Origin of the sequence: Streptomyces hilarionis, from assembly GCF_024539675.1 — a bacterium.
GTDB classification, from domain to species: Bacteria; Actinomycetota; Actinomycetes; order Streptomycetales; family Streptomycetaceae; genus Streptomyces; species Streptomyces hilarionis.
The window spans coordinates 81,382-107,659 of the sequence record NZ_JAHHIT010000040.1; the positions used below are offsets into that span (position 1 = coordinate 81,382).

21 protein-coding genes and 1 riboswitch are annotated in these 26,278 nt (G+C 73.1%); of the genes, 12 read left to right on the plus strand and 9 right to left on the minus strand.

The window, feature by feature from the left end:
* Positions 1-50: 50 nt before the first annotated feature.
* Positions 51-992 (minus strand): ferredoxin family protein, encoded by a 942-nt coding sequence (locus tag KMS84_RS08550; protein WP_256915485.1) that lies wholly within the window; start codon positions 990-992, stop codon positions 51-53.
* Positions 993-1,204: 212 nt separating this feature from the next.
* The gene (locus tag KMS84_RS08555) at positions 1,205-2,452 is read right to left on the minus strand and encodes a citrate synthase (protein WP_256915486.1); all 1,248 of its coding nucleotides are present in this window, start codon (positions 2,450-2,452) and stop codon (positions 1,205-1,207) included.
* Between the two features lie 234 nt (positions 2,453-2,686).
* Between KMS84_RS08555 and KMS84_RS08560 the strand changes: the two genes are divergently transcribed.
* Complete coding sequence (locus tag KMS84_RS08560) at positions 2,687-3,823, plus strand: CobW family GTP-binding protein (protein ID WP_256915487.1); 1,137 nt, start codon at positions 2,687-2,689, stop codon at positions 3,821-3,823.
* A gap of 79 nt (positions 3,824-3,902) precedes the next feature.
* On the opposite strand, the gene KMS84_RS08565 is transcribed toward KMS84_RS08560, so the two are convergent.
* Positions 3,903-6,368, minus strand: coding sequence for a DNA gyrase/topoisomerase IV subunit A (locus KMS84_RS08565; RefSeq protein ID WP_256915488.1), 2,466 nt, complete (start codon positions 6,366-6,368; stop codon positions 3,903-3,905).
* Positions 6,369-6,639: 271 nt separating this feature from the next.
* Here KMS84_RS08565 and KMS84_RS08570 point away from each other — a divergent pair, with 271 nt between their 5' ends.
* The 4 genes from KMS84_RS08570 (at position 6,640) to KMS84_RS08585 (ending at position 11,404) form a co-directional block, all read left to right on the plus strand.
* Positions 6,640-7,989 (plus strand): M16 family metallopeptidase, encoded by a 1,350-nt coding sequence (locus KMS84_RS08570; protein ID WP_256915489.1) that lies wholly within the window; start codon positions 6,640-6,642, stop codon positions 7,987-7,989.
* Positions 7,986-9,374: a M16 family metallopeptidase gene (locus KMS84_RS08575; protein WP_256915490.1), complete on the plus strand. Its 1,389-nt coding sequence runs from the start codon at positions 7,986-7,988 to the stop codon at positions 9,372-9,374. The genes KMS84_RS08570 and KMS84_RS08575 overlap by 4 nt, the downstream gene beginning before the upstream one ends.
* A 221-nt stretch (positions 9,375-9,595) precedes the next feature.
* A riboswitch (cyclic di-AMP (ydaO/yuaA leader) is annotated at positions 9,596-9,762 on the plus strand.
* A 14-nt stretch (positions 9,763-9,776) separates the two neighbouring features.
* Positions 9,777-10,520: a M23 family metallopeptidase gene (locus KMS84_RS08580; protein ID WP_256915491.1), complete on the plus strand. Its 744-nt coding sequence runs from the start codon at positions 9,777-9,779 to the stop codon at positions 10,518-10,520.
* 188 nt (positions 10,521-10,708) lie between these two features.
* Positions 10,709-11,404 (plus strand): GntR family transcriptional regulator, encoded by a 696-nt coding sequence (locus KMS84_RS08585; protein ID WP_256915492.1) that lies wholly within the window; start codon positions 10,709-10,711, stop codon positions 11,402-11,404.
* A gap of 141 nt (positions 11,405-11,545) precedes the next feature.
* On the opposite strand, the gene KMS84_RS08590 is transcribed toward KMS84_RS08585, so the two are convergent.
* Entirely contained in the window at positions 11,546-11,827 is a 282-nt protein-coding gene (locus KMS84_RS08590) for an HPr family phosphocarrier protein (RefSeq protein ID WP_069767459.1), read from the minus strand.
* Positions 11,828-12,004: 177 nt separating this feature from the next.
* On the opposite strand from KMS84_RS08590, the gene KMS84_RS08595 reads away from it, so the two are divergent.
* The 4 genes from KMS84_RS08595 (at position 12,005) to KMS84_RS08610 (ending at position 17,452) form a co-directional block, all read left to right on the plus strand.
* Positions 12,005-14,818, plus strand: a complete 2,814-nt coding sequence (locus KMS84_RS08595) for a bifunctional acetate--CoA ligase family protein/GNAT family N-acetyltransferase (protein ID WP_256915493.1) — start codon at positions 12,005-12,007, stop codon at positions 14,816-14,818.
* A gap of 140 nt (positions 14,819-14,958) precedes the next feature.
* Complete coding sequence (locus KMS84_RS08600) at positions 14,959-15,555, plus strand: DUF5998 family protein (RefSeq protein ID WP_256915494.1); 597 nt, start codon at positions 14,959-14,961, stop codon at positions 15,553-15,555.
* Positions 15,555-16,745, plus strand: a complete 1,191-nt coding sequence (locus KMS84_RS08605; protein WP_256915495.1) for an alkaline phosphatase family protein — start codon at positions 15,555-15,557, stop codon at positions 16,743-16,745. The genes KMS84_RS08600 and KMS84_RS08605 overlap by 1 nt, the downstream gene beginning before the upstream one ends.
* A 59-nt stretch (positions 16,746-16,804) precedes the next feature.
* Positions 16,805-17,452: a thymidine kinase gene (locus KMS84_RS08610; RefSeq protein WP_256915496.1), complete on the plus strand. Its 648-nt coding sequence runs from the start codon at positions 16,805-16,807 to the stop codon at positions 17,450-17,452.
* Between the two features lie 64 nt (positions 17,453-17,516).
* Here the strand turns inward: KMS84_RS08610 and KMS84_RS08615 are convergent, their stop codons facing one another.
* Positions 17,517-18,320 (minus strand): VOC family protein, encoded by an 804-nt coding sequence (locus KMS84_RS08615; RefSeq protein WP_256915497.1) that lies wholly within the window; start codon positions 18,318-18,320, stop codon positions 17,517-17,519.
* A gap of 220 nt (positions 18,321-18,540) precedes the next feature.
* On the opposite strand from KMS84_RS08615, the gene KMS84_RS08620 reads away from it, so the two are divergent.
* Positions 18,541-19,392 carry a sulfurtransferase gene (locus KMS84_RS08620; protein ID WP_256915498.1) on the plus strand — a complete coding sequence of 284 codons (852 nt, stop codon included), beginning with the start codon at positions 18,541-18,543 and terminating at the stop codon, positions 19,390-19,392.
* Positions 19,393-19,601: 209 nt separating this feature from the next.
* Here the strand turns inward: KMS84_RS08620 and sepH are convergent, their stop codons facing one another.
* From sepH to KMS84_RS08635, 3 genes are all read right to left on the minus strand, one after another.
* Entirely contained in the window at positions 19,602-20,651 is a 1,050-nt protein-coding gene (gene sepH, locus KMS84_RS08625) for a septation protein SepH (protein WP_256915499.1), read from the minus strand.
* Between the two features lie 438 nt (positions 20,652-21,089).
* Positions 21,090-22,409, minus strand: a complete 1,320-nt coding sequence (locus tag KMS84_RS08630; RefSeq protein ID WP_256915500.1) for a D-arabinono-1,4-lactone oxidase — start codon at positions 22,407-22,409, stop codon at positions 21,090-21,092.
* Positions 22,369-23,607 (minus strand): MFS transporter, encoded by a 1,239-nt coding sequence (locus KMS84_RS08635; RefSeq protein WP_256915501.1) that lies wholly within the window; start codon positions 23,605-23,607, stop codon positions 22,369-22,371. The genes KMS84_RS08630 and KMS84_RS08635 overlap by 41 nt, the downstream gene beginning before the upstream one ends.
* Before the next feature lie 246 nt (positions 23,608-23,853).
* Between KMS84_RS08635 and KMS84_RS08640 the strand changes: the two genes are divergently transcribed.
* Together KMS84_RS08640 and KMS84_RS08645 are read left to right on the plus strand one after the other, a co-directional pair.
* Complete coding sequence (locus tag KMS84_RS08640; RefSeq protein WP_256915502.1) at positions 23,854-24,981, plus strand: ferrochelatase; 1,128 nt, start codon at positions 23,854-23,856, stop codon at positions 24,979-24,981.
* 8 nt (positions 24,982-24,989) lie between these two features.
* Positions 24,990-25,805 carry an inositol monophosphatase family protein gene (locus tag KMS84_RS08645; protein ID WP_256915503.1) on the plus strand — a complete coding sequence of 272 codons (816 nt, stop codon included), beginning with the start codon at positions 24,990-24,992 and terminating at the stop codon, positions 25,803-25,805.
* 78 nt (positions 25,806-25,883) lie between these two features.
* Here KMS84_RS08645 and KMS84_RS08650 read toward each other — a convergent pair whose 3' ends face one another.
* Positions 25,884-26,063, minus strand: coding sequence for a hypothetical protein (locus tag KMS84_RS08650; protein WP_256915504.1), 180 nt, complete (start codon positions 26,061-26,063; stop codon positions 25,884-25,886).
* Positions 26,064-26,278 lie beyond the last annotated feature (215 nt).

The window sequence follows — 26,278 nt, forward strand, 5'->3', positions numbered from 1 at the left end:
CGAGCCCAGACTGGTACCGGTCCGGGCTCGGTACCCAGAGCGCTCGCCCCTCAGCCCGCCGACGCCGCGCCCGCCAGCTCCCGCACCGCCACGACGTCCATCCGCGCGGGGGTGCCCAGGACCGACACTCCGCAGCTCTCCGGCCGGGGCGGCGACGCGGCGCCCTGTTCCACCACGACCTCCCAGTGACGTCCGTCGGTGTGTGCGACGGTCACCTCCCACCGCGGTGCGCCCCCGGCGGTCCGCACGACGCTCAGCGCCTGCGCCGCGTCCTCGCCGGTAGCCGTGCGCACCGCCAGCTCCGCCGCCTGGCCGGGCCGCTCCCAGGCTGAGCTCCCCCGGCACCCGTCCACGATGATCCGGTCCTCCCGGACACCGCGCAAGACCTCCTTGACGGTGTGGGCCCCCACGCGGCCGTACACGTATCCGTGCGGCAGAACGAGCACGGTGGGGGAGAAGCGGTGGCCGCCCAGATGGGTGACCTCCCAGGCCCCCCGCACCCCCGAGGCGGCCAGTCGAGCGGCCAGCGGACGCCCCAGGAGGGCGCAGCAGCGGTCGCGCTTGCCGTTGGTGCAGACGAGCGCGAGCGGGTCGCCCGTGTGGGGCCCGCCCCGGAGCGCGTCGTCGAAGGTGCGGTGCTCGCCCCGGCCGAGCGCGGCGAAGTCGAGGTCCAGCAGCCGGCGCGGATCGTGGGTCGTGGCGCCGTGCAGCCACACCCGCCCGGGGACGGTGTGGGCCGCGTACACCTGCCGCAGCGGGGGAGCGCCGAAGTCCGCGTGGCGGCCGGGACGCCGGATGAGCGCGATGCGCACCCCGGTGCCCTGCGCGGCCGCTTCCAGGGCGCGGCCCAGGGCGGGGTCCAGGTGGCTGGAGACCAGCGCTCTGGCGCCCCAGGGCCCGGGCTGCTCCAGCAGCAGCCAGGTGGTTGCCGTGGCCGCGGTTCCGGAGAGGGGCTCGTCGAGGTCCCGCGAGACGGTCGCGCACGTACTCACAGAGGTGAGCCTAACCTGACTCACCGCGGGACGACCTCCGGCCCGCTCGGGCGGTCGTCCCTCCGCCGTCACCGAGACGCTCACCGAGACGGCTTCCGGCCCCGGTCCGGCCCCGGTCCCGGGCCCGGTCCGGCACTCTTCCTGTCGGCGCGCTCTTCGCGTCGGCTCACCTGGCGGCCTGGCGGCCTGGCGGCCTGGCGGCCTGGCGTGCCTCAGCCGGGCAGGGGGCGAGGCGGTCTCAGGCCCACGTAGTGGCCGCTCGGGCGCATTCTCAGAGGGCGTTCGCCGTACTCCTCCAGGGCGTGAGCGATCCAGCCCGCCGTACGGGCGACGGCGAAGATCGTCTCGGCCGCCGAGGCCTCCATGCCGCTCGACGCGGTGAGGACGGCGAGCGCCAGGTCGACGTTGGCGTGCAGCGGCGCGTGGCGGGCGGCGGTGGCCACGATGTCCCGGGCCGCGGCGAGGGCGGGCCCGGCCTCCGGAATCTCCTCCAGGAGGGCGAACAGGGCACGCGCGCGTGGATCCTCGCCGGCGTAGAGCCGATGGCCGAGACCGGGGATGCGCCGGCCCGCCCGCAGCTCCTGCGCGATCACGGGTCCGGCGGTGCCGAGGTCCAGCACGTCGAGCAGCATGCGGTGGGCGAGCCCGCCCGCCGCGCCGTGCAGCGGCCCCTCGAGCACGCCGAGGCCGGCGGACACGGCCGCGTAGGCGTGCGCGCGGGCCGAGGCGGCGACGCGCACCGCGAGGGTCGAGGCGGCCAGATCGTGGTCGGCGAGCAGCCCGAGCGCCGTGTCGAGGACGTGCAGCTGGGCGTCCTCGGCGGGCCGTCCGCTGAGCCTGCCCCACAGACGGCCGGCGAGGGAGTCCCCGTCGCGGTGGGTGTGGCGCTTCGGGGGCAGGGCGGCGACCAGGGTCGGGATCAGGACGCGCGCGGTGGCGAGGACCGCTTCCTCGGACAGGTCGAAACGCAGCGGGTCCGCGGCCGCGGCGGCGACGGCCGCGACCCGCAACCGCTCGGTGGGACCGGCGTGTTCGGGCAGCGCGTCCGCGACACGGCGGGCGGCCTCGACCGACGCCTCGGGCGCGGTGAACACGGCTCCCTCGTGGAGCCGTCCGGTCCACAGCCACTCCGCGACCTCCTCGTAGGAGTGCCGGGCCGTCAGAGCGACGGCGTCGACGCCCCGGAAGTAGTAGCGGTCCTCGTCGATGAGGGTGAGGTGTGTGCGCACGGACGGTTCGCCCCCGGGGCCGGCTGCCTCGCGCCTGGTGCGCCGCGCGAGAGCCTCGACCTCCTGCGCGTCGAAGGTGCTGCCCCGGCCGCCGGGCGCCCGCCTGCTGCTCAGCCGGCCGCGGCTGACGTACGCGTACACGGTGTCGGGTTTCACCCCGAGCAGGTCGGCGGCCTCCCTGGTGCTCAGCCGTCGTTCGGGGTGGCCGGGGCCGCTTTCCTGATCGCGCATGGGGGTCACGGTATCCACCGGAGCAGGTGTGGAATCCGTGCCTGTGGACAACGGAGTTCCAGCGCGGGTCGTGCGCCGTCGTCCCGGCCCCGAGGCGGGGATGCGGGGACGGCGGCGCACGGCGGGCGTGGACCTCGTGGGGTTCCGCGCGGCTCGTATCCTGGGCCGCAGTCCATCCTCGTCGGTGTGCCGGGCCGCGAACCGGTGCACACGCAAGGGCAAGAGAGGCCGTACGTGTCGCAGAGCCGCAGTCCGCAGCAGATCCCGGTCGTCGTGCTCGCCGGCTTCCTCGGCTCGGGCAAGACGACCCTGCTCAACCACCTCCTGCACCGCAGCGGGGGCAGCCGGATCGGCGCGATCGTCAACGACTTCGGCGCCATCGAGATCGACGCCATGGCCGTGGCGGGCGCGCTCGGCGACTCGACGGTCTCCCTCGGCAACGGCTGCCTGTGCTGTGCCGTCGACACCAGCGAGCTCGACGCCTACCTCGAACGGCTGGCCCGTCCGGCCGCCGGCATCGACGTCATCGTCATCGAGGCCTCCGGTCTCGCCGAGCCGCAGGAACTCGTCAGGATGGTGCTGGCCACCGACCACCCGAGAATCGTGTACGGCGGACTCGTCGAGGTCGTCGACGCGGCCGAGTTCGACGACACCCGGGTGAAGCACCCCGAGATCGACCGGCACCTCGGGCTGGCCGACCTGGTCGTGGTCAACAAGCTCGACCGCGCGCCCGACTCCGGCCGGGTTCTCGGCCTGGTGCGTTCGCTGACCGACGGCGCCGCCGTCGTCCCCGCCACGTACGGCCGTATCGACCCCGAGTTCCTCTTCGACTGCCGGCCGAGCGAGGAGCGCGTCGGGCAGCTCACCTTCGACGATCTGCACGACCGCGGCGACGACGGCCATGCCGAGCACCTCCACACCGCCTACGACAGCCTCTCCTTCACCTCCGAAGTGCCCATGGGGCCGCGGCGGTTGATGGAGTTCCTGGACAGCCGGCCGGAAGGGCTGTACCGGATCAAGGGATATGTGGACTTCGGTCAACACGATCCGGGGAACCGGTACGCCGTCCACGCCGTGGGGCGCTTCCTCCGCTTCCACCCGGAGCCCTGGCCGTCCGGTGACGCCCGCCGCACCGAGCTCGTCCTCATCGGCTCGGGCATCGACGCCTCCGCCCTCGGAGGGGCGCTGGAGGCCTGTGTGAGCGACGCTCCGCCCGCAGGCGAACACGAGATGTGGGGCGTCCTGCGCTATGTGCAGGACCCCGATGACGCTGTTGCCGCCGATGACCCGGAGGCCCCCGAGGACCGTGGCGAGGACGCGGGCGGGGAGGAGAGTTCCGTGTTCGCGGCCGAGTCCCCGGCCTTCCCGTAGGACGGGAAGGCCGGCAGGGCCCGCAGAGGCCCCGACCGGTCCGGGGCCGGGGAGGCCGGGGCCTGGGCCGTGGCGGGTCCTAGACCGGTCCCGCCACCACCGAGACCGTCTTCGGCAGCGACACGCCCGAGCCGTCGCGGCGCGGGTCGATCTCCGGGAGGTCGGCGGGCAGGCCGTTCTTCTGCGCCGCCTTGGCCGGGACGGGACCCGCCCAGGCCAGGGAGAGGCAGTCCTCGCCCTTCAGGAACCGCTGGCAGCGCACACCGCCGGTGGCCCGGCCCTTGCGCGGATACTGGTCGAACGGGGTGAGCTTGGCGGTCGTCTGGACCGAGTCGTCCAGGGTTCCGCGCGAGCCCGCGATGGTGAAGACGACCGCGTCCGCCGCGGGGTCCACGGCCGTGAACGAGATCACCTTCGCGCCCTCGGTGAGCTTGATGCCCGTCATACCGCCCGCCGGACGGCCCTGCGGCCGCACCTGCGCGGCCTGGTAGCGCAGCAGTTGGGCGTCGTCGGTGATGAAGACCAGGTCCTCGTCGCCGGTGCGCAGCTCGACGGCGCCGACGATCCGGTCGCCGTCCCGCAGGCCGATGACCTCCAGCTCGTCCTTGTTGGTCGGATAGTCGGGAACGACGCGCTTGACCACGCCTTGTTCCGTGCCGATGGCCAGGCCGGGGGACGACTCGTCGAGCGTCGTCAGACAGATCACCGTCTCGTCGCCCTCCAGGGAGACGAACTCCGCCAGCGGGGCGCCGCCCGACAGGTTCGGCACCGAGGCGGTGTCGGGGAGCTGCGGCAGATCGACGACGTTGATCCGCAGCAGCCGGCCCGACGAGGTGACCGCGCCGATCTCCCCGCGCGCGGTGGCCGGGACGGCCGAGACGATCACGTCGTGCTTGGTGCGCCGGCTCTCGGCGTCCTCGGAGCTCTCGGCGAAGGGATCGCCGTTGGCGGTGCGGGCCAGCAGGCCCGTGGAGGACAGCAGGACGCGGCAGGGGTCGTCGGCGACCTGGAGGGGGACGGCGGCGGCGGTGGCGCCCGAGGACTCCAGCAGCACCGTGCGGCGCTCGGTGCCGAACTTCTTCGCCACCGCGGCCAGTTCGGCCGAGACCAGCTTGCGCAGCTCCGCGTCCGACTCCAGGATCCGGGTCAGCTCGGCGATCTCCTCGTTGAGCCGCTCCTTCTCCGCCTCCAGCTCGATGCGGTCGAACCGGGTCAGGCGGCGCAGCGGGGTGTCCAGGATGTACTGGGTCTGGATCTCCGACAGCGAGAAGCGCTCCATCAGGCGTTCCTTGGCCTGGGCGCTGTTGTCGCTGGAGCGGATCAGCCGGATGACCTCGTCGATGTCGACGAGGGCCGTGAGCAGGCCTTCGACCAGGTGCAGCCGGTCGCGGCGCTTGGTGCGGCGGAACTCGCTGCGGCGGCGCACGACGTTGAAGCGGTGGTCGAGGTAGACCTCCAGCAGCTCCTTCAGGCCCAGCGTGAGCGGCTGGCCGTCGACCAGGGCCACGTTGTTGATGCCGAAGGACTCCTCCATCGGCGTCAGCTTGTAGAGCTGTTCGAGGACCGCCTCCGGCACGAAGCCGTTCTTGATCTCGATGACCAGACGCAGGCCGTGTGCGCGGTCGGTGAGGTCCTTGACGTCGGCGATGCCCTGGATCTTCTTGGAGCCGACGAGGTCCTTGATCTTCGCGATGACCTTCTCGGGGCCGACCGTGAAGGGCAGTTCGGTGACGACCAGGCCCTTGCGGCGGGCCGTGACGGTCTCCACCGCCACCGTGGCGCGGATCTTGAAGGTGCCGCGTCCGTTCTCATAGGCGTCCCGGATGCCCGAGAGGCCGACGATCCGGCCGCCGGTGGGCAGGTCGGGGCCCGGCACGAACTTCATCAGGGCGTCGAGATCGGCGCCGGGGTACCGGATGAGGTGACGGGCCGCCGCGACGACCTCGCCCAGGTTGTGCGGCGGCATGTTGGTGGCCATGCCGACCGCGATCCCGGAGGCGCCGTTGACCAGGAGGTTCGGGAAGGCGGCGGGCAGCGCGACCGGCTCCTGCTCCTGGCCGTCGTAGTTGGGCGCGAAGTCGACCGTGTCCTCGTCGATCGACTCCGTCATCAGGCTCGTCGCCGCGGCCTGACGGCACTCGGTGTACCGCATGGCGGCCGGCGGGTCGTCGTTGCCCAGCGAGCCGAAGTTGCCGTGGCCGTCGACCAGCGGCAGCCGCATGGAGAAGGGCTGGGCCATCCGCACCAGGGCGTCGTAGATCGACGCGTCTCCGTGCGGGTGCAGCTTGCCCATGACCTCGCCGACGACGCGGGCGCACTTGACGTAGCCGCGCTCGGGGCGCAGGCCCATCTCGTTCATCTGGTAGACGATGCGGCGGTGCACCGGCTTCAGGCCGTCACGGGCGTCCGGCAGGGCGCGGGAGTAGATGACCGAGTACGCGTACTCGAGGAAGGAGCCCTGCATCTCGTCGACGACGTCGATGTCGAGGATGCGCTCCTCGTACGAGTCGTCGGGCGGCGGGGTCTTCGTGCTGCGGCGGGCCATCGCTGCCGGCTCCTTGCTGGGGCGTGTGACGGGATCTGATGCGGACCATTGTGGACCGTGGCACTGACAGAGCGGGCGAGGACCCGGCGTCGGCCGTCCGGGCCCGCACGCGAAGGCACCTCCTCCACGGCTGCCCGCAGGCTACGCGATCTCGCTCTCGGCGTACGTCGCCCGGGAACTTCGCCGACCGTCCGCACGCTTGCATACAGTGGCAGGACCGGCAGGAAAACCGCGGTTTCGACGACCGCGTCCGCGATCGGAAGGGACGTACATGCCCATGGGTCACACGGCCACAGCCCAGGCAGGCTCCGGGGGCCTGACAGCGACCGAGCACCGCCTGGCCAACGGCCTGCGCGTGGTGCTGTCGGAGGACCACCTGACCCCCGTCGCGGCGGTGTGCCTCTGGTACGACGTCGGCTCGCGCCACGAAGTCAAGGGTCGTACCGGCCTTGCTCACCTTTTCGAGCACCTGATGTTCCAGGGCAGCGGCCAGGTCAAGGGCAACGGCCACTTCGAACTGGTCCAGGGCGCGGGCGGGTCCCTCAACGGCACCACGAGCTTCGAGCGCACCAACTACTTCGAGACCATGCCCGCACACCAGCTGGAGCTCGCCCTCTGGCTGGAGGCGGACCGCATGGGCTCGCTGCTCACCGCCCTCGACGACGAGTCGATGGAGAACCAGCGCGACGTCGTCAAGAACGAGCGCCGCCAGCGCTACGACAACGTCCCCTACGGCACGGCCTTCGAGAAGCTGACCGCCCTCGCCTACCCGGAGGGCCACCCGTACCACCACACGCCGATCGGCTCGATGGCCGACCTGGACGCGGCGACGCTGGAGGACGCGCGCGCGTTCTTCCGCACGTACTACGCGCCCAACAACGCGGTGCTCTCCGTGGTCGGCGACATCGACCCGGAGCAGACCCTCGCGTGGGTCGAGAAGTACTTCGGCTCCATCGCCGGCCACGACGGCAAGCCGGCCCCCCGCGACGGCGGGCTGCCCGACGTCATCGGCGAGCAGCTCCGCGAGGTCGTCGAGGAGGAGGTGCCGGCCCGTGCCCTGATGGCCGCCTACCGGCTCCCGGAGGACGGCACGCGCGCGTGCGACGCCGCGGACCTGGCGCTCACGGTCCTCGGCGGCGGCGAGTCCTCCCGTCTGTACAACCGGCTGGTGCGCCGCGACCGCACCGCCGTGGCGGCCGGCTTCGGCCTGCTGCGGCTCGCCGGCGCCCCCTCGCTGGGCTGGCTGGACGTGAAGACGTCCGGCGACGTCGAGGTCCCCGTCATCGAGACCGCCATCGACGAGGAGCTCGCCCGGTTCGCCGAGGAGGGCCCCACGGCCGAGGAGATGGAGCGCGCGCAGGCCCAGTTGGAGCGCGAGTGGCTCGACCGGCTCGGCACGGTCGCCGGCCGCGCCGACGAACTGTGCCGCTTCGCCGTCCTGTTCGGCGACCCGCAGCTCGCCCTCACCGCCGTCCAGCGGGTGCTGGACGTGACGTCCGAGGAGGTGCGGGAGGTCGCCCGGGCCCGTCTGCGCCCCGACAACCGCGCGGTGCTCGTCTACGAGCCGACCGCCGCCGAAGCCCCCGCCGACCAGGACGAGAACGAGGAGGCGGCCCGGTGACCGAGCTCGCCACGATGGACTTCCACCCCCAGCCCCGGGCGGGCGAGGCCAAGCCGTGGGCGTTCCCCGCGCCCGAGCGCGGCACGCTGGACAACGGTCTGACCGTCCTGCACTGCCACCGTCCCGGCCAGCAGGTCGTCGCCGTCGAGGTCATCGTCGACGCGCCCCTGGAGGCCGAGCCGGCCGGTCTCGACGGCGTCGCCACGATCATGGCGCGGGCCTTCTCCGAGGGCACCGACAAGCACTCCGCCGAGGAGTTCGCCGCCGAACTGGAGCGCTGCGGCGCCACCCTGGACGCGCACGCCGACCACCCCGGCGTCCGCATCAGCCTCGAAGTGCCGGCCTCGCGGCTGGCCAAGGGCCTCGGGCTGCTCGCCGACGCCCTGCGCGCGCCCGCGTTCGCCGACAGCGAGGTGGAGCGCCTCGTCCGCAACCGTCTGGACGAGATCCCGCACGAGCTGGCGAACCCCGCCCGGCGCGCCGCCAAGGAGCTCTCCAAGGAGCTGTTCCCGGCCACCGCGCGCATGTCGCGTCCGCGCCAGGGCACCGCGGAGACGGTCGAGAAGATCGACTCCGCCGCCGTGCGCGCCTTCTACGACCGGCACGTCCGCCCGGCGACCGCCACCGCGGTGGTCGTCGGCGACCTCACCGGCGTCGACCTGGCGGAGCTCCTGGGCGACACCCTGGGCGCCTGGACGGGCTCCACGGCCGAGCCGCGGCCCGTGCCGCCGGTGACCGCCGACGACAGGGGCCGGGTCGTCATCGTGGACCGTCCCGGCGCCGTCCAGACGCAGCTGCTGATCGGCCGGATCGGCGCCGACCGGCACGACCGCGTGTGGCCCGCCCAGGTGCTCGGCACGTACTGCCTCGGCGGCACCCTCACCTCCCGTCTGGACCGCGTCCTGCGCGAGGAGAAGGGCTACACCTACGGCGTCCGCGCCTTCGGGCAGGTCCTGCGGTCCGCGCCGGACGGCTCGGGCGCCGCGATGCTCGCCATCAGCGGCTCCGTGGACACCCCCAACACCGGCCCCGCGCTGGACGACCTGTGGAAGGTGCTGCGCACCCTCGCGGCCGACGGCCTGACCGACGCCGAGCGGGACGTCGCCGTGCAGAACCTGGTCGGCGTGGCGCCGCTGAAGTTCGAGACCGCCGCGGCCGTGGCGGGCACGCTCGCCGACCAGGTGGAGCAGCACCTGCCCGACGACTTCCAGGCGACGCTGTACCGGCAGCTCGCGGCGACGGGCACGGTGGAGGCCACCGCGGCGGCCGTCAACGCCTTCCCGGTGGACCGGCTGGTGACGGTGCTCGTGGGCGACGCGGCACAGATCAGGGAGCCGGTCGAGGCGCTCGGCATCGGCGAGGTGAAGGTCGTCTCCGCGGAGTAGCGCGGCAACGGCACACGCGTGTGGGGGCCCTGGTGGGCAGGAGCGCCACCAGGGCCCCCGCGTGTGGGAATTGAGACCGCCGTGTGTCCGAATTGAGGCGGAGTCGCCCGTCTGTGCTGTGGGATGCGCTACAAAACCCGTGATTCGTTTGAGGATTGAAACCCGTGCCGCTTAGCGTCATCCGGGCTGTCCGTCAGGCACCGCGCCGCACCCGCGGCACCGGGCAGTCATCGCCGAGTCCCCGCATGGCGCGAGCCAGGGGAGCCGGGGACCCACTTGTGAAGTCCCTGGGGTGAATCGGACGCCCGCGCGAAGGCGAGGGCATCCGTAGGAGACCTTCCTGCTCCGAACCCGTCAGCTAACCCGGTAGGCGAGAGGGAAGGAAAGGACACCGCTGACTTCATGGCGTTCACCTGCGCCACCGGGAAGCATCGTCGGCCCAGCCGGATGCAGCGCACCACCGTCCGCGCGGCGGGCGTCGCGGCGCTCGCCACCACCGGTGTGATGGCCACCGTCGCCTCCACCCCGGCCTTCGCCGCCGAGCCCACCCCCGAGCAGACCGGGCTGATCCCCGTCGTCACCGCCGGCGAGGCCGTCGTCGAGCAGCTCGATGACCAGGTCGCCGTGCAGAAGCAGGCAGCCTTCGAGGAGGCCGCCCGGCAGGCCGCCGCCAAGAAGGCCGTGGAGGAGCGCGAGGCACGCGTGCGTGCCGCCCGCGAGGTCGAGCGCAAGCGCCTGAACACCTTCGTGATCCCGATCACCGGCTCGTACGTCTCCACCGGCTACCAGGCCAGCAGCTCGCTGTGGTCCTCCGGCAGCCACACCGGCATCGACTTCCACGCCGCCAGCGGCACCACCGTGCACGCGGTCGGCTCCGGCACCGTGGTCGAGGCCGGCTGGGGCGGGGCCTACGGCAACCAGGTGGTCATCCGGATGCACGACGGCACGTACACCCAGTACGGGCACCTGTCGTCCATCGAGGTGTCGGTGGGGCAGCAGGTCACCCCGGGGCAGCGCATCGGCCTGTCCGGCGCGACCGGCAACGTCACCGGCCCGCATCTGCACTTCGAGGCCCGCACCACGCCGGAGTACGGCTCCGACATGGACCCGGTCGCCTATCTCCGCAACCACGGCGTGAACGTCTGACGCCACGCGCGATCGCGGATCGTCGAGCCCCGGCCCTTCGGCCGGGGCTTTGCCGTTTCCCGGGGTGCGCTGTCCAAAAAATATTCATGGATTCCGGCCCGCCATCGGAAATTCCCGTTCCTTGGAATACAGTCGCTGAAAGCGCGTCGCTCGTCGACGTTTCACGGGGATTAAGGCGGAGGTCCGTCATGCGTATTCCGGCGCACTCGGTGTGCACGGCCGTCCGGGACGACATCGTCGCGGGCGTCTACGAGCGCGGCAGCCGCCTCACCGAGGAACTCCTCGCCCGCCGCTACGGGGTCTCCCGCGTCCCGGTCCGCGAGGCGCTGCGCACCTTGGAGGCCGAGGGCTTCGTGGTCACGCGGCGGCACGCGGGCGCGTGCGTCGCGGAGCCGACCGAGCAGGAGGCCGGCGACCTGCTGGAGATGCGCATGCTGCTGGAGCCGCTCGGCGCCTCCCGGGCCGCCCAGCGGCGCACCGAGGCCCATCTCAAGGTGCTGCGCGGACTCGTCCGGCTGGGCCAGGAGCGGGCCAGGAGGGGCAACAGCGACGACCTGCGCTCCCTGGGCGGCTGGTTCCACGAGACGCTCGCCCAGTCCTGCGGCAGCCCCGCTCTGACGTCGATGCTCACCCAGCTGCGCCACAAGATCGCCTGGATGTACACGGTGGACGCGCCGGCCGACCCGGTGGAGTCCTGGGCGGAGCACGGCGCGATCGTGGACGCGGTGGCGCGCGGGGACGGGGAGCGCGCGCGGGTGATCACGGCGCAGCACACCGAGCGCGCGAGGCCGGCGCACCGGCTGCGCTTTCCCGGCGGCACGGAGCGCCCCGACCGTGTGAGGACTTCGCAACCTCCCGTAAACATGTCGGGTATTCGGCATTAACGCGGAGGCCGTATACAAAGACGGGGGAAATTCACGGGGGTTGTTTTTGGTGCCCGCGAACGGGAAAGTCGCCCGTGAACGGGAAAAGCGAAGGGCCCGCCCGGTAATTCGGGCGGGCCCTTCGTCGAAAAGGGGACCTGCTCAGACGGTCTCGGGGAGTTCCTCGAGGCCCTCGGCGACCAGCTTGGCCAGCCGGTCGAGGGCGACGTCCGCGCCCTCGGCGTCGGAGGCGAGGACGATCTCCTCGCCGCCCTGGGCGCCCAGGCCGAGGACGGCCAGCATGGAGGCCGCGTTGACGGGGTTGCCGTCGGCCTTGGCGATCGTCACGGGGATGCCTGCGGCCGTGGCGGCCCGGACGAAGATGGAAGCGGGGCGGGCGTGGAGGCCCTCGGCCCAGCCGACGTTGACGCGGCGCTCAGCCATGTGATGCTGCCCTTCGGAGTTCAGGTTGTCTAGACCAGTGTTCCACACGTGAAGCGTGTGAGGGGAGGGACCCGATCGGCCTCTCCCGGTGCGGTCGTCGGATCGCGGCCTCGACCCGACGTCCGTCCCCCAGACTGCCTCGCGCCGTTGTCGTACGCGAGCCGTACTCTGGGGCCCATGCAGAGCGCGTCGGACCGGCACGAGTACCCCGCCCACTGGGAGGCCGACGTGGTGCTGCGCGACGGCGGCACCGCACGCATCCGCCCCATCACCGTCGACGACGCAGAGCGCCTGGTCAGCTTCTACGAGCAGGTCTCGGACGAGTCGAAGTACTACCGCTTCTTCGCGCCGTACCCGCGCCTGTCCGCCAAGGACGTCCACCGCTTCACGCACCACGACTTCGTGGACCGGGTGGGACTCGCGGCCACCGTGGGCGGCGAGTTCATCGCCACCGTACGCTACGACCGCATCGGCGCGGACGGCATGGCCGCCTCCGCGCCCGCCGACGAGGCCGAGGTCGCCTTCCTCGTGCAGGACGCCCACCAGGGGCGCGGGGTCGCCTCGGCGCTCCTGGAGCACATCGCGGCCGTCGCGCGCGAGCGAGGCATCCGCCGCTTCGCCGCCGAGGTGCTCCCCGCCAACACCAAGATGATCAAGGTGTTCACCGACGCCGGCTACACCCAGAAGCGCAGCTTCGAGGACGGCGTGGTCCGCCTGGAGTTCGGCCTCGAACCCACCGAGCGCTCGGTCGCGGTGCAGCGCGCGCGGGAGCAGCGCGCCGAGGCGCACTCCGTGGGGCGCCTCCTCGCGCCGGGCTCCGTCGCCGTCGTCGGCGTCGGCCGCGCCCCGGGCGGCGTCGGCCGCAGCGTCCTGGGCAACCTCCGCGAGGCCGGGTTCACCGGCCGCCTGTACGCCGTGAACAAGGCGTTCCCCGAGGATCTCGCGGAGCTCGACGCCGTGCCCGCCCACCGCTCGCTGCGCGACGTGGCGGCGCCGGTCGACCTCGCGGTCGTGGCCGTCCCCGCCGAGCACGTGCCCGAGGCCGTGGCCGAATGCGGCGAGCACGGGGTGCAAGGGCTCGTCGTCCTGTCCGCCGGCTACGCCGAGAGCGGCCCCGACGGGCGCGAACGCCAGCGCCAACTCGTGCGCCAGGCACGCGCGTACGGCATGCGGATCATCGGACCCAACGCCTTCGGCGTCATCAACACCTCCCCGGGAGTGCGCCTGAACGCCTCCCTCGCCCCGGAGATGCCCAGGGCCGGCCGCATCGGCCTGTTCGCCCAGTCCGGCGCCATCGGCATCGCCCTGCTCTCCCGCCTCCACCGGCGCGGCGGAGGCGTCACCGGCGTCACCGGCGTGTCCACGTTCGTCTCCTCCGGCAACCGCGCGGACGTCTCCGGCAACGACGTCCTCCAGTACTGGTACGACGACCCCGACACCGACGTCGCCCTCATGTACCTGGAGTCCATCGGAAACCCCCGCAAGTTCACCCGCCTCGCGCGGCGCACGGCCGCGGCCAAGCCCCTGGTCGTCGTCCAGGGTTCCGGTTCCGCCCCCCAGGGCCACGCCGTGCGGGCGACCCGGCTGCCGCACGCGACCGTGTCGGCGCTGCTGCGGCAGGCGGGCGTGATCCGCGTCGACACCATCACCGAGCTGGTCGACGCCGGCCTGTTGCTGGCGCGCCAGCCGCTGCCGCCCGGCCCCAGGGTGGCGATCCTCGGCAACTCCGAGTCGCTCGGGCTGCTCACCTACGACGCCTGTCTCTCCGAGGGACTGCGCCCCCTCCCGCCGTCGGACCTGACGACCGAGGCCTCGGCGGAGGACTTCCACGCGGCCCTGGCCCGGGCGCTGGCCGACGAGACGTGCGACGCGGTGGTGGTGACGGCGATCCCGGCGATCGGCGAGCGCTCACCCGGGGACGCGGAACTGGCGCAGGCCCTGCGCTCGGCCGCCGCGGCGGCCCCCGCCAAACCGGTCCTCGTCGTGCACGTCGAGCTCGGCGGCCTCGCGGCGGCCCTGTCCGCCGCCGCGAGCACCGCGCCACGCGCCGAAGGCGCCGCACGCGCGCGTGCCGAGGCCGAGAGCGCGGCGCCGCCCCAGCCCGCAGCCGTCGAGGCGCCCGAGGGAGCGCACCTCATCCCCGCCTACCCCGCCGCCGAACGCGCGGTCCGCGCCCTCGCCGAGGCCGTCAGGTACGCCCAGTGGCGACGCGAGGCCGGCGACCCCGGCAAGGTCCCCGAGTACGACGACATCGACGAGAAGGGGGCCGCCCGGCTGATCGACGGTCTCCTCGCGCGCGGACAGGGCCTCACCCTCGGCGCCGAGGAGACGTGCGAGCTGCTCGGCCGCTACGGCGTCCGCCCCCGCCGGGCGATGCCCGCGCCCACCCCCGACGAGGCCGCTCGGGCGGCGGGCGACCTCGGCTACCCCGTCGCCCTGAAGGCGACCGCTCCGCACCTGCGCCACCGGGCCGACCTGGGCGGCGTACGCCTCGACCTGGCCGACGAGGAGCAACTGCGCCGGGCGTACGCCGAGTTGACGGAGCTCTTCGGCAAGCCGCAGGAACTGCGACCGGTCGTCCAGGCGATGGCGCCGCGCGGCGTCGACACGGTCGTGCGCGCGGTCATCGACCCGGCGGCCGGGGCGGTGCTGTCCTTCGGACTCGCCGGCGCCGCCTCGCAGCTCCTCGGGGACATGGCGCACCGGCTGGTCCCGGTCACCGACCGCGACGCCACGTCGCTGGTCCGCTCCATCCGCACCGCCCCGCTGCTGTTCGGCTGGCGCGGCTCGACCCCCGTCGACACCCCGGCCCTGGAGGAGCTCCTGCTGCGCGTCTCGCGGCTGGTCGACGACCACCCCGAGGTCGTCGCCGTCACCCTGGAACCGGTCGTCGTCGCGCCGCACGGGGTCAGCGTCCTCGGGGCGTCGGTCCGCCTCGCGCCGCCGCCCGCGCGCGGCGACCTCGGACCGCGGACCCTGCCGGCGTACTGAGCCGACGGGACGGCGCGGCGCCGCGCGGACGCGGCCCGCGCCCCCCGGCCGCCGCAAGCGCGACGGGACGGACCACGGACGGTCCCGGGCCCGGCGGAGCCCGCCTCAGCGGTGCCTCGCAGTCAGCGGGTCCCCGTAGGATGGAGGGCATGGCCAAGACCAGTACGACGACCCAGGGGCTGCGCGCGGCGATCGAGCGCAGCGGCTACTACCCGGCCCTCGTGGCCGAGGCGGTGGAGGCCGCCGTCGGCGGCGAGCCGATCCGGTCGTTCCTGGTCCACCAGGAGACCACGTTCGACCAGAACGAGGTGCGCCGGCACGTGACCGTGCTGGTGCTCACCGGCAACCGCTTCATCGTCAGCCACACCGACGAGCAGGCTGCCGACAGCACCTCCCCGACGCCGTACGCCACGACGTCCACGGAGTCCGTCAAGCTCGGCAGGATCTCGTCGGTCGTGCTCAGCCGGGTGGTCGCCAACCCGGAGTCGTACACGCCGGGCTCGCTGCCCCGCGAGGTGGTGCTCACCATCGGCTGGGGCGCCGTCTCCCGCATCGACCTGGAGCCCGCCGCCTGCGGCGACCCCAACTGCGACGCCGACCACGGCTACACGGGCAGCTCGACGGCGGACGACCTCAGCCTGCGGGTGAGCGAGGCCGGGGACGGCCCGGAGACGGTGCGCCAGGCCCTCGCCTTCGCGCAGTCGCTCTCCGAAGCCACCGCGGACGTCACCCGCTGATGGATCGGTCCGCCCCCTGGGACTACCCCGAACCGCTCGCCGTGGGCTCCGCCCCCGTGCCCGAGTACGGCTCCGGCTCGCTCGCCGACCTGCTGCCCACGCTGGCCGCGGGCATGGCCGTGCCCGGCATGACCGCGGCGATCCCGGAGCTCGCGCCGGCGGACCGCAACTGCGTCTTCCTCGTCGACGGCCTGGGCTGGGAGCAGATCAGGTCCCACCCCGACGAGGCGCCGTATCTGCACGCCCTGCTCGGCAGCTCGCGCGGCGGCACCGGACGCCCGCTGACCGCCGGCTACCCGGCGACCACGGCGACCTCCCTCGCCTCCGTCGGCACCGGCCTCCCGCCGGGCGCGCACGGTCTGCCGGGCTACACCGTGCGCAACCCGGCCACCGGCGAGCTGATGAACCAGCTCCGCTGGCAGCCGTGGAGCCCGCCGGGCGCGTGGCAGCCGTACCCGACCGTGTTCGAGCTGGCCCACCGGGCGGGCGTGCACGCCGCCCAGGTGTCGTCCCCGACCTTCCAGAACACCCCGCTGACCAAGGTGGCGCTCAGCGGCGGCACGTTCCACGGGCGGCTGACCGGCGAGGAGCGCATGGACCTCGCCGCCGAACAGCTCGCCGCCGGCGACCGCTCCCTCGTGTACACGTACTACGCCGAACTGGACGGCGCGGGGCACCGCTACGGCGTCGCCTCCGACACCTGGCGCGGTCAGCTGATGTACGTCGACCGCCTCGTCCAGCGGCTCGCCGAGCAACTGCCGCCGCGCAGCGCGCTCTACGTCACCGCCGACCACGGCATGGTCGACGTGCCCTTCGACGAGGAGCACCGCATCGACTTCGACGCCGACTGGGAGCTGCGCGCCGGCGTCGCCCTGCTGGGCGGCGAGGGCCGCGCCCGCCATGTCTACGCCGTGCCGGGCGCGGCGGACGACGTGCTGACCTGCTGGCGCGAGGTGCTCGGCGAGCAGTTCTGGGTGGCCTCGCGCGACGAGGCGATCGAGGCCGGCTGGTTCGGGCCGCAGGTCGACGAGCGGGTGTACCTCCGCCTCGGCGACGTGGTCGCGGCCGCCCGGGACGACGTCCTGATCATCGCCTCCGAGCGCGAGCCCAAGGAGTCGGCGATGGTGGGGAACCACGGTTCCATGACCCCTGCCGAGCAGTTCGTCCCCCTGCTCGAAGTACGCTCCTGAAGCCGCGACCGCTTCGTCCCGCTGTTCCCTCTCCTTGACCGAAAGGCGCTCGACTCCCCATGCCCGAGCTGGTGTTCTTCTCCGGAACCATGGACTGCGGGAAGTCGACGCTGGCCCTCCAGATAGAGCACAACCGCTCCGCGCGCGGTCTCCAGGGGATGATCTTCACCCGTGACGACCGCGCCGGCGAGGGCAAGCTGTCCTCACGCCTCGGCCTGGTCACCGACGCCGTCGAGGTGGAGGACGGCCAGGATCTCTACGCCTACCTGGTGGAACACCTCTCGCAGGGCGGCCGCGCCGACTACGTGATCGCCGACGAGGCGCAGTTCCTGGCCGAGGAGCAGATCGACCAGCTCGCGCGCGTGGTCGACGATCTCGACGTGGACGTCTACGCCTTCGGCATCACCACCGACTTCCGCTCCAAGCTGTTCCCCGGCTCCCAGCGGCTCGTGGAGCTCGCCGACCGCGTCGAGGTGCTCCAGGTCGAGGCGTTGTGCTGGTGCGGGGCCCGCGCCACGCACAACGCCCGCACGGTGGGCGGCGTCATGGTCGTCGAGGGCGCTCAGGTGGTGGTCGGCGACGTCGACCAGGCCGACACGATCGGCTACGAGGTCCTGTGCCGCCGCCACCACCGGCGGCGGATGACCGCGTCGTCGGCGCGGGCGGCTGCCCTGTCGCCCGACGTGCTGCCGGTCCAGCAGGTCTAGCGCCGCCCGCGGGCTGCGCCGATGCGGGCGACGCGCCCCGGTCCCGGCGGACCGGGGCGGGTGCTCAGCGCGGGTCCTGGATCAGGCAGAAGTGGGCGCCCTCGGGGTCGGCCACGGCGGCCACGCGCCCGTGCGCGCTGTCGTGGGCCGGTTCCAGGACGCGCCCGCCGAGGCCCGCGACGAGGGTGAGCGCCGCGTCCAGGTCGGCCACCTCGAAGTACGTCGTCCAGTGCGGCCCCTGGTCCCTGGCCAGCGTGGCGCCCACTCCGTGGACGCCGGCCACGGGACGGCCGCCGACGTGCAGCGTCACATGGTCGAAGTCGGCCGCCGGCGCCGCCTCCTCCTCGTAGGCGAAGACCGTCGAGTAGAACTTGCGGACGCTCGCGGTCTCGTAGGTCGTCAGCTCGTACCAGACGGGTGTGCCCGGCACACCGGTGATCTCGGTGCCCACGAGGGCGCCGGCCTGCCAGACGCCGAAGACGGCGCCGGAGGGGTCGGAGCCGATCGCCAGCCGCCCCGCCTCGGCGGCCTCCAGCGGGCCGACCCCGATCGTGCCGCCGCACAGGCGGACCGTTTCGGCGGTGGAGTCCACGTCGTCCGAGGCGAAGTACGGCGTCCAGGCGACGGGAAGATGACGGTCGGGGGCCAGCTGGCCGATGCCCGCCACCTCGCGGCCGTCCAGCAGCGCCCGCGCATAGGGGCCGAGCTGCTGCGGACCGGGTTGGAATTCCCAACCGAACAGCTCACCGTAGAACGCCTGGGTCGCCGTCAACCCGTGCGCCATCAGACTCACCCAACAGGGTGTACCGGGCGCGTAGCGTGCGTGTGCTGTGCCGATCGGGCCGGCCGGCCCGCCTGCCTCGGTCATCGTCACTCTCTCCTCGGCCACTCGTGGTGGCCGCGTCGCTTCCGCCCTCGGAGGATGCCTGATCGGGGGTTTCTCACCGGTTCACGCGAGGTTGTCGCCGTATGTCGATCGCCAGTACGGCACGTGTCCGTTCCCGCACGCCTCGTGATCGACCGTGTCCGGCGGAGCAGAGTAGCCGGACATGAGCGACGGGGCCACCCCGTACGCGAGGATGGGGCACATGAACGCCATCATCACCGCATCGGAACTGGCCGGCGAGCTGACCGGGGACAATCCCCCCGTCGTCCTCGACGTCCGCTGGCAGCTCAGCATGGCCAAGGCGGCCGGGGAGCCGCCGTTCGACGGCCGCGCCGCGTACGAGGCGGGGCATGTGCCCGGCGCGGTCTACGTGGACCTGGACAGGGAGCTCGCGGGGCCTGCGGGCGACCACGGCCGCCATCCGCTCCCGGACCTCGCGGAGTTCGGCGCCGCCATGCGCCGGGCGGGCGTCTCGGCCGGGACGCCGGTGGTCGTCTACGACGGCGGGCAGGGGTGGGCGGCGGCCCGCGCGTGGTGGCTGCTGCGCTGGACGGGTCACCCGGACGTGCGGGTCCTCGACGGCGGGTTGCCGGCGTGGCGGGGCGGGCTCTCGGTCGACGTCCCCACGCGCGGGGAGGGCGACTTCGCGCCGGCGCCGGGCGCCACCGGCCTGCTCGACGCGGACGGCGCGGCGGCCCTCGCCCGCTCCGGCGTGTTGTTCGACGCCCGCGCGGGGGAGCGGTACCGGGGCGAGGTCGAGCCGATCGACCGGGTCGGCGGTCACATCCCGGGCGCGGTGTCCGCGCCCACCAATGACAACGTCGCCCCCGACGGCCGCTTTCTGCCCGCGCAGGAGCTGAGGGACCGTTTCAAGGCGCTGGGGGCGTCGGACGGCGTCGAGGTGGGCGTGTACTGCGGCTCGGGCGTCTCCGGCGCCCACGAGGTGCTGGCGCTCGCGGTGGCCGGCATCCCGGCCGCTCTGTACGTCGGGTCCTGGTCGGAGTGGTCCGCGGACCCGGCCCGGCCGGTCGCCGTGGGCCCCGACCCCCGGTGAACCGTCGGTGACGCGTCGGTGGCCCGTCCCGCGTGACCGCGCGTCCGGGCAGGCCGGGGACGGGCGCGCGAGGGCCCGGCAGGTCGTCGGGGGCGAACGGGTCGGAGACTGAACGGGACGAGGGGCCGCACCCGTCGGGTGCGGCCCCTCCTCACGCACGCAGGGACGCGAACCGGCGCGCGTCCCTGGGACGTTGCATCCGAGCGGGCTTACTCCTGCTTCTTGCGCCGGGTGCCGAACACGATCTCGTCCCAGCTCGGCACCGCGGCCCGACGCCCCGGACGGACGCCGTCCGCCTCGGCCTGGCGGTCGGTGGCGCCGACCAGGCGGTCGCGGTGACTGCCGACGGAACGCGGCATGAGGACGTCCGCGTAGGCGGATCCGGCGGACGCGGCCGAGGCGGCGGGCGCCGCGGGCTCCTCCGCGACGACCTCCTCCTCGTCGGGCTCCTCCGTCACGGGCTCCGTCGTCGGGCGCTCCGGGACGACCATGTCGCCGCGGAAGCTCGGCACCGCCTCCAACAGGCTGGTCAGCGAGTCGCGTTCGCGCTCGACGACGCTCTCCTCGTCCGGCTCCGCCGGCAGGGCCGGGAGGCTGGGACGGTCGAGGGTGCGGTCCAGCGGGCGGTCGCGGGGCAGCCGTGCGATACGCGGCACGAACGGAAAGCTGGGCTCCGGGGCGGCCAGGTCGTCGGACTCGCCGATCAGCGAACGCGCCTCGTCGTCGACGGTCTGGACGAGCCGCCGGGGCGGGTCGTACGTCCAGCTCGCCGAGTGCGGTTCGCCCGCGACCCGGTAGACCAGCAGGACCTCCCAGGTGCCGTCGTCGCGGCGCCACGAGTCCCACTGGACGCTGTCCTTCTCGGCGCCGCGGATCAACAGCCGTTCCTGCACGGCCTCGCCGAGCTGCGGACCGGTGTTCTCGCCGGGCCGGCGGACGGGAGTCTTGCGGGCGCGCTCGGCCATGAAGGCGCGCTCGGCGAGCACGGGGCCCTCGAAGCGACGCACACGGTCGACGGGGATGCCGGCCATCTGCGCGACTTCCTCCGCTGTCGCACCGGCGCGTATACGTGCCTGGATGTCGCGGGGGCGGAGATGGCTCTCCACCTCGATCTCGATCTGGCCGAGGCGGGGACGGTCGCCGCGAACGGCGGCGCGCAGACGCTCATCGATCGGAAGCGTGTACTCCGTGCTGTCCGCAGCCTTCAGCACCAGCCGTGTGCCGTCATTCGAGACGGCCACGACACGCAGTTCGGGCATGGGGACCTCCCGGGTGGTGCCTGCCGACGTCACGTGCGTCGCTGCTTCCGCTAGTCGAGTGTGGCCTGCCCGGGTGCAGCCTGCCACAACCTTGCCGAGTTGCCCGGCGTGTCGGGCACAGGCCCTGCGTCGCCGTTATGGCACGGTTACCTATTCGCCACGCTAAGTGACCAACACCGTCACCCTGTGCAACTAGCCCCCTCCAGGCGGTCCAGCGAGGCCCCGGACATCCTGGCGGGAGACCGGGCCCAGGGCTCGCAACAGTACTCCATTTGGGCCACGTGCGTGGATTGGCGCGCCACCCAACTTCTGGCAAGAGAGCGGTTCTGGCCCCCCGTCACGCGCCTTCCCGATCTTGGGCGTGGCACACCTCACGTGATCTTCGGGACACCGCCCGGCCGTTTCCTTCCGGGCGGTGACGACGTGGTGCGCGGCGCGTCAGGTCCCCAGGACCCGGCGCAGGTAGTCGTTCTGGAACAGGCGGTCGGGGTCCAGCCGGTCCCGCAGCGCCGTGAACTCCCCGAAGCGCGGATAGACGCCCGCGAAGTACTCCGCGTCCCGCGTGTGGACCTTCCCCCAGTGCGGACGCCCCTCGTGCGCGGTGAAGATGCGCTCGGCCGCGGTGAAGTAACCCTGATAGGCGCTTCCCTTCACCATGTGGACGGCGATGTACGCGCTGTCGCGCCCGGACGCGGTGGACAGGGTGATGTCGTCCGCGGGCGCGGTGCGCACCTCGACGGGGAAGCTGATCCGCAGCCCCGAGCGGTCGATCGCCGTCCTCAGCTCGCGCAGCGTCTCGGTCACCGCCTCGCGCGGGACGGCGTACTCCATCTCCACGAACCGCACCCGGCGCGGCGACGTGAACACCTTGTAGGGGATATCGGTGTAGGTGCGCGCGGACAGGGCCTTGCTGGAGAGCCGGGCGATCGAGGGGACCGTGGCGGGCGCCGCCCGGCCGACCCACTGGGCCACCTGGAAGACGCCGTTGGAGAGGAACTCGTCCTCGATCCAGCCCTTGACCCGGCTCACCGGCTCGGCGGGACCCGCGCTGCGGTTGTTGCGCTTGGTGTTGGTGCTGCCGGTGTGCGGGAACCAGTAGAACTCGAAGTGCTCGTTCTCGGCCCACAGCTCGTCGAACTCGGCGAGGACCCGGTCCAAGGGCATCGGCTCCTCGCGCGCGGTGAGCAGGAACACGGGTTCCACGGCGAAGGTGAGGGCGGTGACGACGCCGAGGGCGCCGAGGCCGATCCGGGCGGCCGCGAAGACCTCGGGATTCTCCTTCTCGGAGCACACGAGCACCGAGCCGTCCGCCGTGACGAGTTCGAGCCCCTTGATCTGGGCGGCGATCGAGGCCGACTCCCGGCCCGTGCCGTGGGTGCCGGTGCTGGTGGCTCCGGACACCGTCTGCTCCATGATGTCGCCCATGTTCGTGAGCGACAGACCCTCGCGCGCCAGGGCGAGGTTGAGTCTCTTGAGCGGTGTTCCGGCCTCGACCGTGACCGTCATGTCGTCACGGTCGATCTTGCGAATGCCCGTCAACAGGTGAGGGCGGATCAAGACGCCGTCGGTCGCCGCGATCGACGTGAAGGAGTGGCCGGTGCCGACCGGCTTCACCTTCAGACCGTCCTCGGCCGCCCGGCGGACCGCCTCGGCCAGTTCGTCGACGGAGGCGGGCGTGACCTCCCGCGCGGGGCGGGCGACGACGTTGCCGCCCCAGTTACGCCACGTGCCGTTCTTCGCGCTCGCTGTGCTGCTCAACGGTGCCTCCCCGACCCGGAGCCGGCCTGCTCAGCCGACGGTAGCCCAGGAAACCCACCGCGACCGCGACGGCCCCGGACACCGCCGGAACCCCGTACCCGGCCCGCGCCCCGGCCGCGTCGATGACCCAGCCGGCGACGGAGGAGCCGAGCGCGACCCCGACCGCCAGCCCGGTGCTGATCCAGGTCATGCCCTCGGTCAGTTGCGCGCGCGGTACGTGCTCTTCGATGAGGGACATGGTGGTGATCATCGTGGGTGCGATGGCCAGGCCCGCTACGAACAGCGCCACGGCCAGGAACGGCAAGTTTCCGACCAGTAGGAGGGGGATCATACTCACGCCCATCATGAACACGCCCAGCAGCCAGCGACGTTCCGGCGACCCCTTCGGCCGGAGCAGACCGAACACGATGCCCGCCAGACAGGACCCGGTCGCGTACAGCGCCAGGACGACGCTCGCCGCGCCCTTGTGGCCGCGCTCGTCGGCGAAGGCCACGGTGACCACGTCGACCGCCCCGAAGATCGCACCGGTCGCCACGAAGGTGGTCACCAGGACCTGAAGACCCGGCGAGCGCAGCGCCGAACCCCTGTCGCGCTGCTCGCGCGGGTGGGGCTCGGGCTCGGTGGCCCGCTGGGCGGTCAGCCAGAAGACGCCGACGGCGAGGAAGCAGGCGGCCAGCAGCGGTCCGGCCTCGGGGAACCACACCGTGGACAGGCCGATGGAGATGATCGGCCCGAAGATGAAGCACACCTCGTCCACCACGGACTCGAAGGAGTACGCGATGTGCAGCTTCGGGGTGCCCCGGTACAGGGCCGCCCAGCGGGCCCGGACCATGGCGCCGAGGCTGGGCACGGCCCCGATGCCGACGGCGCACACGAACAGCACCCAGTCCGGCCACCCGAAGTGCGCGGCCAGCAGCAGCCCGGTCGAGGCGGCCAGCGCGACCAGCGTGGCCGGGCGCAGCACCCTGCGCTGCCCGCGCAGGTCCACCATGCGCGAGATCTGCGGTCCGAGGACCGCGGCCGCGAGCGCGATGGTCGCCGACAGGGCGCCCGCCAGCCCGTAACGGCCCGTGAGCTGGGAGACCATCGTGACCACGCCGATGCCCATCATCGACAGCGGCATCCGGCCGAGGAACCCCGCGGCGGAGAAGGCCTTGGAGCCGGGGGCTGCGAACAGAGCGCGGTAGGGGCTGGGCACAGGCGTCTCCGGTGGTCCGGTCACGCGCGCGGGGGACGGCTCGGCGCGGTACGAGGGGAGTGCGGCCCGGCAGGACCCGGCGCGGCATACCGGGCCGGCCGAGCCGGTAAGGCGTGACGTCGTCTCATACAGCTGACGAACGAACTTAGGCAACCCTAACGCACCCTCGTGGGCCGGGCTCGCGCGCGGATCACGCCCGGCCCCCGCCGTTTCCCGCCCGTCGCAGCCGGGTGGCAGGATCGACTCATGCCAGACGCGCTCGATGCCACCCCCTACGACGCCCTGCTCCTGCTCTCGTTCGGCGGCCCGGAAGGCCCGGACGACGTGGTCCCGTTCCTGGAGAACGTGACCCGCGGGCGCGGCATCCCCAAGGAACGCCTCAAGGAGGTGGGGCAGCACTACTTCCTGTTCGGCGGGGTCAGCCCCATCAACGACCAGAACCGCGCCCTGCTGGACGCCCTGCGCAAGGACTTCGCCGACCACGGCCTGGACCTGCCGATCTACTGGGGCAACCGCAACTGGGCCCCGTACCTCACGGACACCCTGCGCGAGATGGTCGCCGACGGCCGCCGTCGCGTCCTCGTCCTGGCCACCAGCGCCTACGCCTCGTACTCCGGCTGCCGCCAGTACCGCGAGAACCTGGCCGACTCGCTGGCCGCGCTGGAGGCCGAGGGCCTCGAACCGCCCAGGGTCGACAAGCTGCGGCACTACTTCAACCACCCCGGCTTCCTGGAACCCATGATCGACGGCGTGCTGCGCTCACTCGCCGACCTCCCCGAGGACGTCCGCGACGGCGCGCACCTCGCCTTCTCGACCCACTCCATCCCGCTCTCGGCCGCGGACGCCTCCGGCCCCGTCGAGGACCACGGAGACGGCGGCGCGTACGTGAAGCAGCACTTGGAGACCGCGCGGATGGTCGCCGAAGCCGTCCGCGAGCGCACCGGCGTGGACCACCCCTGGCAGCTCGTCTACCAGTCCCGCTCCGGCGCCCCGCACATCCCCTGGCTGGAGCCGGACATCTGCGACCACCTGGAGGAGCGGCACGCGGCCGGCGTCCCGGCGGTCGTCGTCGCCCCCATCGGCTTCGTCTCCGACCACATGGAGGTCCTCTACGACCTCGACACGGAGGCCGAGGCCAAGGCGGGCGAGCTGGGCCTGCCGATGCGCCGGTCGGCCACCGTCGGCGCCGACCCCCGCTTCGCCGCCGCGATCCGCGAGCTCGTCCTGGAGCGCGCCGCGGTGGAGAGCGGCGCGCAGGTCACCCCGTGCGCCCTCGGAGCGCTCGGCCCGAGCCACCACCTGTGCCCGGTCGGCTGCTGCCCCGCCCGTGCCCCCAAGCCCGCCGCCGCGGGCGCCGACAGCCCCTACGCGTGAGGAACGGCGTGACCGACCCCCTGCACACAGAACTGCTCGCGCTCGCCCGGGAGGCCGCCCGCCGCGCCGGCGAGCTCCTGCGCGACGGCCGTCCGGCCGACCTCGCGGTCGCCGCCACCAAGTCCAGCCCCATCGACGTCGTCACCGAGATGGACATCGCGGCCGAGAAGCTGATCACGGGGTTCCTCTCCGAGCGCCGTCCCGACGACGGCTTCCTCGGCGAGGAGGGCGCCTCCAGCCAGGGCAGCAGCGGCGTCCGCTGGGTGATCGACCCCCTCGACGGCACGGTCAACTACCTCTACGGGCTGCCCACGTGGGCCGTCTCCATCGCGGCCGAGCAGGACGGCGAGACGGTGGTCGGCGTGGTCGAGATCCCGATGCGCGGCGAGACGTTCCACGCCGTGCGCGGCGGTGGCGCCCGGGGAACCGGCGCCTGGGCGGGGGAGCGCGTCCTGGCCTGCCGCCCGACGGCCCCCCTCGCCCAGGCCCTGGTCTCGACCGGCTTCAACTACGTCACCGAGGTCCGCACCCACCAGGCCGACGTCGCCCAGCGGCTGATCCCGCTCCTGAGGGACATCCGGCGCAGCGGTTCGGCCGCCGTCGACCTGTGCGACGTGGCCGTGGGCCGGCTCGACGGCTACTACGAGCGCGGCCTGCACGCCTGGGACCTCGCCGCGGGCGACCTGATCGCCCGGGAAGCGGGCGCCCTGACCGGTGGACGGCCCGCAGAGCGCCCCGGACGCGATCTCGCGATCGCCGCCACCCCGGGTGTCTTCGAGCCGCTCCAGCGCCTTCTGGAGGACTTCGGCGCCTGGCACGACTGAGCCGGTCCGTCCGCTCGTCGCGCGGACACGCGAAGGGGCCCCGGCGCTGGATTCGCCGGGGCCCCTCCGCGTACGCGCCTACCGCTGGGCGCTCGTCGCGCCCACCTCCACACCGTGCTCGGCGGCGAGGCGACGCAGGTCGTCGAGCTCGGCCTGCTCCACCTCGACGAGGAAGTCGTCGCCCTCGTCGCGAGCCCGCGTCAGGTCGGTCTCGGTCGCCCTTATGCGCTGCAGAAGTCCTGCGGTGAATGCGTCCATGCTGCGCCCCCTCGTCCTGGGTCGTGGGTCGTTGGCACGGGGGTGTGCCGGGTTGGGAAGGGGCGATCACGTCTCTCACAGGTGCCCAGCGCTGCCCTGCCGGGCGGCGACGGTGCCGGACACCCACGCCCGCTCTGCGGCAAGCGGACCGCGGAGTGCCACATGGTGCGGCGGCACATGCAGAGCGTGATCGCGGGGTGTAAAGCCGTCCTCCC

Coding starts and splice junctions, on each gene's coding strand:
- KMS84_RS08555 (WP_256915486.1), bottom strand. CDS start 2,452: ATGCGCGATCAGGAAAGCGGCCCCGGCCACCCCGAACGACGGCTGAGC.
- KMS84_RS08565 (WP_256915488.1), bottom strand. CDS start 6,368: ATGGCCCGCCGCAGCACGAAGACCCCGCCGCCCGACGACTCGTACGAG.
- KMS84_RS08570 (WP_256915489.1), top strand. CDS start 6,640: ATGCCCATGGGTCACACGGCCACAGCCCAGGCAGGCTCCGGGGGCCTG.
- KMS84_RS08580 (WP_256915491.1), top strand. CDS start 9,777: ATGGCGTTCACCTGCGCCACCGGGAAGCATCGTCGGCCCAGCCGGATG.
- KMS84_RS08585 (WP_256915492.1), top strand. CDS start 10,709: ATGCGTATTCCGGCGCACTCGGTGTGCACGGCCGTCCGGGACGACATC.
- KMS84_RS08590 (WP_069767459.1), bottom strand. CDS start 11,827: ATGGCTGAGCGCCGCGTCAACGTCGGCTGGGCCGAGGGCCTCCACGCC.
- KMS84_RS08595 (WP_256915493.1), top strand. CDS start 12,005: ATGCAGAGCGCGTCGGACCGGCACGAGTACCCCGCCCACTGGGAGGCC.
- KMS84_RS08600 (WP_256915494.1), top strand. CDS start 14,959: ATGGAGGGCATGGCCAAGACCAGTACGACGACCCAGGGGCTGCGCGCG.
- KMS84_RS08605 (WP_256915495.1), top strand. CDS start 15,555: ATGGATCGGTCCGCCCCCTGGGACTACCCCGAACCGCTCGCCGTGGGC.
- KMS84_RS08610 (WP_256915496.1), top strand. CDS start 16,805: ATGCCCGAGCTGGTGTTCTTCTCCGGAACCATGGACTGCGGGAAGTCG.
- KMS84_RS08615 (WP_256915497.1), bottom strand. CDS start 18,320: ATGACCGAGGCAGGCGGGCCGGCCGGCCCGATCGGCACAGCACACGCA.
- KMS84_RS08620 (WP_256915498.1), top strand. CDS start 18,541: ATGAACGCCATCATCACCGCATCGGAACTGGCCGGCGAGCTGACCGGG.
- sepH (WP_256915499.1), bottom strand. CDS start 20,651: ATGCCCGAACTGCGTGTCGTGGCCGTCTCGAATGACGGCACACGGCTG.
- KMS84_RS08640 (WP_256915502.1), top strand. CDS start 23,854: ATGCCAGACGCGCTCGATGCCACCCCCTACGACGCCCTGCTCCTGCTC.
- KMS84_RS08650 (WP_256915504.1), bottom strand. CDS start 26,063: ATGGACGCATTCACCGCAGGACTTCTGCAGCGCATAAGGGCGACCGAG.